Raw genomic sequence first — 7,039 nt, forward strand, 5'->3', positions numbered from 1 at the left:
GCAGCCGACCTACAAGACGGCCGCCGCCCGGCTGCGCAAGGTTCGGGTAAGGTCGCCCGAACGAAACGGGCACGCGCCGACGACCGCGGCGTCCGCCCCGGTCAACGGATCGGTGCCCGCGACGGTAGGTGGCGCGCTAGCCGGCGTCACCGAAGTCGTCCCCGCGGGAGGCCGGCCATGAAGCTGAAGCTGGCGATCCGCGAGCTGCACCGCTCCGAACGCAAGCTTGCGCACGAGCTCAACGTGGTGGCGGCGCGTCACCACAGTGACCAGGACATCCATCACCTCGCGCGCGATCTGGCCGGCTGGTCGCGGCAACACCTCAAGGAGCTGGCGCAGCACGGCCGCCACTATGGTCTGCACCTGTCCGCCGACCCGCATAGCAGTGCGGTCTCCGGTTTCCTGCAGTCGTGGATGAGTGGCCTGCTGCGGCACCGGCCGGAGCCCGGTCTGGCGCTGCTCGCCGACCTGCGCCGGATTCACCGGCTGTCGGCGGGGGTGTCGCTCGATTGGGAGCTGCTGGCACAGGGCGCACAGGCCGCTAAGGATTCCGAACTGCTGAGCCTGACGTCGCGCTGCCACCCCGAGACGTTGCGCCAGATGCGCTGGGCCAACGCGATGCTCAAAGAGCTTTCCCCGCAGGTCTTGATGAACTGAACGCCGAACGCGGTGGCCGCCGCTGGCCGCCACCGCGTTCGCTTCGCCTCCTCGACGCTAGTCTGACACGCGTGCGACGCGTCGTCACTTCACTAGGGCGCCCTCGCCTCAGTCCTGCGCCTCGACCCATTGATAGGGGAGGAATTTCCCGTCGAACGTCACCACGACGCGATCACCGGACGGGTGCGGCTTCTTTTGCACGTCGAGGCTGAAGTTGATCGCGCTCATGATGCCGTCGCCGAACTGTTCGGCGATCACCTCCTTGAGGGCGCCGCCGTACACCTGCAGGGCTTCGTAGAAGCGGTAGATGGTCGGATCCGTGGGAACCTGGGTGGGAAGCCCGCCACGCATCGGAGCGGCGGCCAGCACCGGCACCACCGACTCGTCCAGCTTCAACTTCTCGGCCAGAACCTTGGCCTGCTCCACCGGAACCGGGTGCTGGCCGAGTAACGCCGCCGTGGTCCACACGAGCGGCCTGCCGATCGCGTCGGCCAGCTGTTGCCACGTCAGCCCCTCCCGGAGCCGGGCTGACACGACCTGTTCGGTGACTTCGGTTCTGTTCATAGCCCCCAAGCATGCCCGCCGGACATCACCCCCGCTTGGTCGCGGTGACCAAGCGCTTGAGAACCAGGCCCGCAAGATTTTTCGCCGTGGTGATCACCAGCGGCCGTGATGCACGACCTCGGCGAACGGTCGCCGATCCGGCTTGCGAATCGCCGTGAGCGGGCGATCGGCGGGATAGCCCACCCCGAGCAGGAAAGCCACCAGGTAACCGTCGGGCACGCCCAGGATCGCGCGCGCCGTGTCCTGGTCCCCCACCGACGAATGACCGGTCCCGATCCCCAGGTCGGTGGCGGCGATCATCATCGCCATGGTGGCCTGGCCGACGTCGTAGTTGTCGGTGACCACTCGGCGCTCGTCGGGCGGCACCGGGACCACGATGGCAATTGCGGCCGCGGCCCCGGCGATGTGACCGGCGCCCCGCCAGACCGTGGACAGCTCGACCAGCTGGCTGCGGTCGGTGACGATAACGAAATCCCACGGCTGGCGGTTCTTCGCCGACGGCGCGCGCCAACCGGCCTCGGCGATGCGGTCCAGGTCCTCGGCCGGTATCGGCTTCGGCTGGTACTCCCGGACATTGCGACGTGCGCAGATCGCGTCCCAAGCTTCCATCTGGTTCCCTCCACTAACTGTTTTCTCGGATCAACCGGCGTCGCATGGCGCCGATTCCCAGGGGAATCGGCGCCCGTAAGCGCTTACTCATGTCGGTGTTCGGGTTTATCGTGACAGCGCAATGCCGCTTCATCTACACCGTGCCGAGCGCACCGATCTCCTGGCCGACGGTCTCGGCGCTCTGCTGGCCAACCCGCTGACCGACCCGTTCGCCACCGAACTCGTCGTCGTCCCGGCGCGCGGCGTGGAACGCTGGCTCAGCCAGCGGTTGTCGCACGTGCTTGGTGCGCGTGGCGGTGACGGGGTGTGCGCCGGGGTGGCGTTCCGCAGTCCGGGCTCGTTGATCGCCGAAATCACCGGCACGGCCGACAACGATCCGTGGTCGCCGGACGCCATGGCCTGGCCGCTGCTCGAGGCAATCGACTGCTCGCTGGACGAACCGTGGTGCCGCACGCTGGCCATGCATGTGGGCCACTTCCACACCGGCGCGGAGGCCGAGCTGCGCCAAGGCCGCCGATACGAGGTGGCGCGACGGCTGGCCGGACTGTTCGACTCCTACGCGCGCCAGCGCCCGCAACTGCTCATCGACTGGGGCAACGGCGACCCCGGCGATCTCGACGAGGACCTGCGCTGGCAGCCCGAGCTGTGGCGGGCGCTGGTGGCACGGGTCGCCGCCGACCCGCCGCATATCCGCCACGCCAATACCATCGCGCGCCTGCGAGAGGCGCCCAGCGAGCTACCGCCTCGGCTGTCGCTGTTCGGACACACCCGATTGACCCGCACCGACGTCGAGCTGCTGGAGGCGGTAGCCACCCACCACGACCTGCACCTGTGGCTACCGCACCCGAGCGATGAGCTGTGGCGCGCGCTGGCCGGCACGCGCGGCGCGATTCGCCGGCGCGACGACGTCAGCCATCGCGCGGTACCCCATCCACTCCTCGCGACGCTGGGACGAGACCTGCGGGAGTTGCAACGCAGCCTGCCGCCGGATCCGGTAACCGACGACTATCTGTCCCCCGCCGTGCGCCCGGACACGTTGCTCGGCTGGCTGCAGTCCGACATCGCCGCCAATGCCATTCGGCCGCAAGGCCGCACGATCGGAGCCGACGACCGATCGGTACAGATCCACAACTGCCACGGCCCGGCCCGCCAGGTCGACGTGCTGCGCGAGGTGCTGCTCGGCCTGTTGCAGGACGACCCGACGCTGGAGCCGCGCGACATCCTGGTGATGTGCCCGGACATCGAGACCTACGCGCCGCTGATCATGGCCGACTTCGGCCTGGGCGACGTGGTGCACGGCGCCCATCCCGCCCACCAGCTACGAGTCCGGCTGGCGGACCGCTCGCCGATCCAGACCAACCCATTGCTGGGTGTGGCCGCGCAACTGCTGGCCCTGGCGGCGGGCCGGGTGACGGCGAGCGAAGTGCTCAACCTGGCTCAGGCCCCGCCGGTGCGCGCCCGGTTCGGATTCACCGATGACGATCTGGAGGCCATCACCCGCTGGGTCCGGCAGGCGAACATCCGGTGGGGGCTGGACCAGGAGCATCGGCGGCCCTACCACGTCGACTTCGTGCACAACACATGGCGTTTCGGCATGGACCGGATACTGGCGGGCGTCGCGATGTCCGACGATTCGAACGCATGGATCGACGCGACGCTGCCGCTGGACGACGTCAGCAGTAACCGCGTCCAATTGGCCGGCCAGTTCGCCGAATTCGTCGCCCGGCTGCAGCACGTCCTCGACTCGCTCGCCGCCACCAGCCCGCTGACCGGGTGGCTGGCCGCCCTCACCGAGGGAATCACGCTGCTGACGCGGGTCCGCGACGCGGACGAATGGCAGACCGGTCAGATGCAACGCGAGTTCGCTCAGACGGTTGCGCAGGCCGGATCCCGGGGCGGCACCGCGCTGCGGCTGCCCGACATTCGCGCGCTGCTCACCCAACGCCTTGCGGGTCGCCCGACGCGGGCCAACTTCCGCACCGGCACCCTGACGGTGTGCACCATGGTGCCGATGCGCTCGGTGCCACACCGGGTGGTGTGCCTGGTCGGTCTGGACGACGGGCTGTTCCCGCGGCTCGGCATCGTCGACGGTGACGACGCGCTGGCCCGATGCCCGATGACCGGGGAACGTGACATCCGTTCCGAGGACCGGCAATTGCTGCTCGACGCGATCGGCGCGGCCACCGAGAAACTGGTGATCACCTACACCGGCGCCAACGAATATTCGGGCCAGCCGCGCCCGCCGGCGGTGCCGCTGGCCGAACTCCTGGACACCCTCGACATGACCACCATGACCAAGGTACGTGACCGCATCGTCGTCGAGCATCCGTTGCAGCCGTTCGACATTCGCAATGTCATCCCCGGCAGGCTCGTCCCGGACGTGCCGTTCAGTTTCGACCCGACGGTGCTGCGTGCGGCGCGCGCGGCCACCGGCGAGCACGGCGCACAGCCGAAATTCATCTCGGGGCCGCTGCCATCACCGCCGGCCGGCGACGTCATCCTTGCCGACCTGGTCGGCTTCTTCAAAGACCCGGTGAAGGGTTTCTTCCGCGCACTGGAATTCACGCTGCCGTATGACGTCGACGGCGTGCAAGACGCCATGCCGGTCGACATCGACGGCCTCGAAGAGTGGACGGTCGGCGACCGGATGCTGGGCGACATCCTGCGCGGGATGACTCCGGACGACGCGCGGCAAGCGGAGTGGCGGCGTGGCACCCTGCCGCCGGGTCAGCTGGGCTGGCGGAAGGTCACCGAGATCCGGGACCAGGCCGCCCTGTTGGCGCGCGAGGCGCTTCAATATAGGCAACGGCACGGCCACGCCCGCGAGGTTGCATACGACGTCGACATCGACCTGGGTGGCGGGCGGCGACTGACCGGCACGGTGTCGCCGGTGTACGGCGATCGCCTGGTGTCGGTGACATATTCGCGACTGGACGGCAAGCATCTGCTCGAATCGTGGATCCCGTTGCTGGCCTTGGTCGCACATGATCCCGGCCGGGACTTCTCGGCGGTGTGTGTCGGCCGCATGCGCAGGGGCGCCAGCACCCGGGTGGAGGGGCTGGGTCCGCCGCGCGACGGTGAGCAGGCCGTCGAGGTGCTGCGCGAGCTGGTGGCGATCTATGATGCCGGACGGCGCGAGCCAATTCCATTGCCCATCAAGACGTCGTATGCCTGGGCGGCCGCCCGCTACGGCGGCGAGGACCCGGTGACCGAGGCGCGATACCGCTGGAAATCCAGCGACCGCTTCCCGGGTGAGGATCAGGCCCCGGCGCACGCGAGGGCGTGGGGCAAGGGCGCGGCACTGGAAGGGCTGATGCAGCCTGTGCGGCCGGGCGAGGAGTGCGACGGCGAGGACAACCGGCTCGGCGCCTACGCGGCCCGGGTCTGGCTGCCGATGCTGCGCGCCGAGAGGAAACCCATCTGATGGAGCGCTTCGACCTGTTGCGTGCGCTGCCGGCCGAGCGCTCCACGACCGTGCTGGAGGCGAGCGCGGGAACCGGCAAGACTTTCGCGCTGGCTTCTCTGGTGACGCGGTATCTCGCCGACGGCGCCGCCACGCTCGACCAGATGCTGCTCATCACGTTCGGCCGGGCCGCCAGCCAAGAGCTACGCGAACGCGTCCGCTGCCAAATCGTCGATGCCGTGCGAGCTTTCGCCGATCCGTCGATCGTCGGCGACAACCAGGTGGTGGCATACCTGCTGGACGGCACCGACGATCAGCGCGCGGCGCGCCAAGAGCGCCTTCGCGACGCACTGGCCGGCTTCGATGCGGCGACGATCGCCACAACCCATCAGTTCTGCCAGCTGGTGCTGCGCTCGCTCGGCGTGGCCGGGGACACCGCGGCCAGCGTGACGCTGCTCGACAGTCTCGATGACCTGGTGACCGAGATCGTCGACGATCTGTATTTGGCCCACTTCGGCCAGGAGCGCGATGACCCGGCGCTGCACTACCGCGAGGCGCTGCGGCTGGCACGCGCGGTCGTCAACAATCCGTCGACCGAGCTGCGGCCGCGTGACCCGGACCCTGATTCGCGGGCAGCCGTCAGCGTCAGGTTCGCCAATGATGTTCTGGCCGAGCTGAATACGCGCAAGCGCCGGCTGGGCGTCCTCGGCTATGATGACCTACTGATCCGGTTGGCCGACGCGCTGGCCACCGACGACTCCCCCGCCCGGCTACGCATGCACCAACGCTGGCCGATCGTCATGGTTGACGAGTTCCAGGACACAGACCCTGTGCAATGGCAGGTGATCGACCGGGCGTTCAGTGGGCGCTCCACCGTGATCCTCATCGGTGATCCGAAGCAGGCGATTTACGCCTTTCGCGGCGGTGACATCGTGACCTATCTGCGGGCGGCCGAGACGGCGGGTGAGCGCAAGACGCTGGACACCAACTGGCGCAGCGACTCCGCGCTGCTGCAGCGGTTGCAGGTCGTGCTGCGCGGCGCCCAACTCGGCGACCCCGCGATCGTGGTGAACGACGTCGACGCGCATCACCGCGGTCATCGGCTCGCCGGCGCACCGCACAACGACCCGTTCCGGTTGCGCGTGGTCGCGCGAAAGACGCTGGGGCGTCGCGGTGTTCAGAATCTGCCGATCGACCAGGTGCGTGAGCACATCGGCGCCGATCTCGCGTCCGACATCCGCGCGTTGCTGGCCAGTGGTGCGACGTTCGCCGGTAGACCACTGCAGGCCCGTGACATCGCCGTGATCGTGGAGAAGCACCGCGACGCGCATGCCTGCTTCAAGGCGCTCTGCGCTGCCGGCGTCCCCGCGGTGTACACGGGCAACTCCGACGTGTTCACCTCCGAGGCCGCCGAGGATTGGCTGTGCCTGCTGGAGGCCTTCGACCAACCGCACCGGCCCGGGATGGTGCGCGCGGCCGCAGCGACGATGTTCTTCGGTGAGACCGCCGAATCGCTGGCGGCCGGCGGCGACGCGCTCACGGATCGGATCGCGAAGACTCTGCGGGAGTGGGCCGCTCATGCCCGCGACCGCGGCGTCGCGGCCATCTTCGAGGCCGCTCAATTGCTGGGCATGGGTAATCGCGTGCTCGCCTGGCAGGGCGGTGAGCGGCATATGACCGACCTGGCGCATGTCACCCAGCTGCTGCAGGATATCGCGCACCGCAGCCACTACAGCCTGCCCGCGCTGCGCGATTGGCTGCGCCGGCAGCGTGACGAGCGCAGCGGCGCACCGGAGCGCAATCGCC

The 7,039-nt window shown here is 68.9% G+C and carries 6 protein-coding genes; 4 read left to right on the top strand and 2 right to left on the bottom strand.

The genetic code is table 11. The annotated features are described in order from the left end of the window. Positions 1-181 (top strand): hypothetical protein (locus tag VFW69_RS12595; protein WP_526501697.1); only part of this gene is annotated, 181 nt, incomplete at its 5' end. Beyond that, a complete protein-coding gene (locus tag VFW69_RS12600) occupies positions 178-657 on the top strand; it encodes a hypothetical protein (RefSeq protein ID WP_526501699.1) in 480 nt (159 codons plus the stop codon). The genes VFW69_RS12595 and VFW69_RS12600, both read left to right, overlap by 4 nt. A 108-nt stretch (positions 658-765) precedes the next feature. On the opposite strand, the gene cynS is transcribed toward VFW69_RS12600, so the two are convergent. Beyond that, positions 766-1,221 carry a cyanase gene (gene cynS, locus VFW69_RS12605; protein WP_526501701.1) on the bottom strand — a complete coding sequence of 152 codons (456 nt, stop codon included), beginning with the start codon at positions 1,219-1,221 and terminating at the stop codon, positions 766-768. Positions 1,222-1,314: 93 nt separating this feature from the next. Then, on the bottom strand, positions 1,315-1,830 hold the full coding sequence (locus tag VFW69_RS12610; RefSeq protein ID WP_526501703.1) for a nitroreductase family protein: 516 nt from the start codon (positions 1,828-1,830) through the stop codon (positions 1,315-1,317). 121 nt (positions 1,831-1,951) lie between these two features. Here VFW69_RS12610 and recC point away from each other — a divergent pair, with 121 nt between their 5' ends. Together recC and VFW69_RS12620 are read left to right on the top strand one after the other, a co-directional pair. Beyond that, positions 1,952-5,254: an exodeoxyribonuclease V subunit gamma gene (gene recC / locus VFW69_RS12615; RefSeq protein WP_526501705.1), complete on the top strand. Its 3,303-nt coding sequence runs from the start codon at positions 1,952-1,954 to the stop codon at positions 5,252-5,254. After that, the coding region (locus tag VFW69_RS12620) for a UvrD-helicase domain-containing protein (RefSeq protein ID WP_526501707.1) at positions 5,254-7,039 on the top strand (1,786 nt) is incomplete at its 3' end. The genes recC and VFW69_RS12620, both read left to right, overlap by 1 nt.

Source organism: Mycobacterium sp., from assembly GCF_036273375.1.
GTDB lineage: Bacteria > Actinomycetota > Actinomycetes > Mycobacteriales > Mycobacteriaceae > Mycobacterium.

What these genes read in the sequence shown, in the direction of transcription:
- VFW69_RS12600 (WP_526501699.1), top strand. Translation starts at nt 178, where the DNA reads ATGAAGCTGAAGCTGGCGATCCGCGAGCTGCACCGCTCCGAACGCAAG.
- recC (WP_526501705.1), top strand. Translation starts at nt 1,952, where the DNA reads ATGCCGCTTCATCTACACCGTGCCGAGCGCACCGATCTCCTGGCCGAC.
- cynS (WP_526501701.1), bottom strand. Translation starts at nt 1,221, where the DNA reads ATGAACAGAACCGAAGTCACCGAACAGGTCGTGTCAGCCCGGCTCCGG.
- VFW69_RS12610 (WP_526501703.1), bottom strand. Translation starts at nt 1,830, where the DNA reads ATGGAAGCTTGGGACGCGATCTGCGCACGTCGCAATGTCCGGGAGTAC.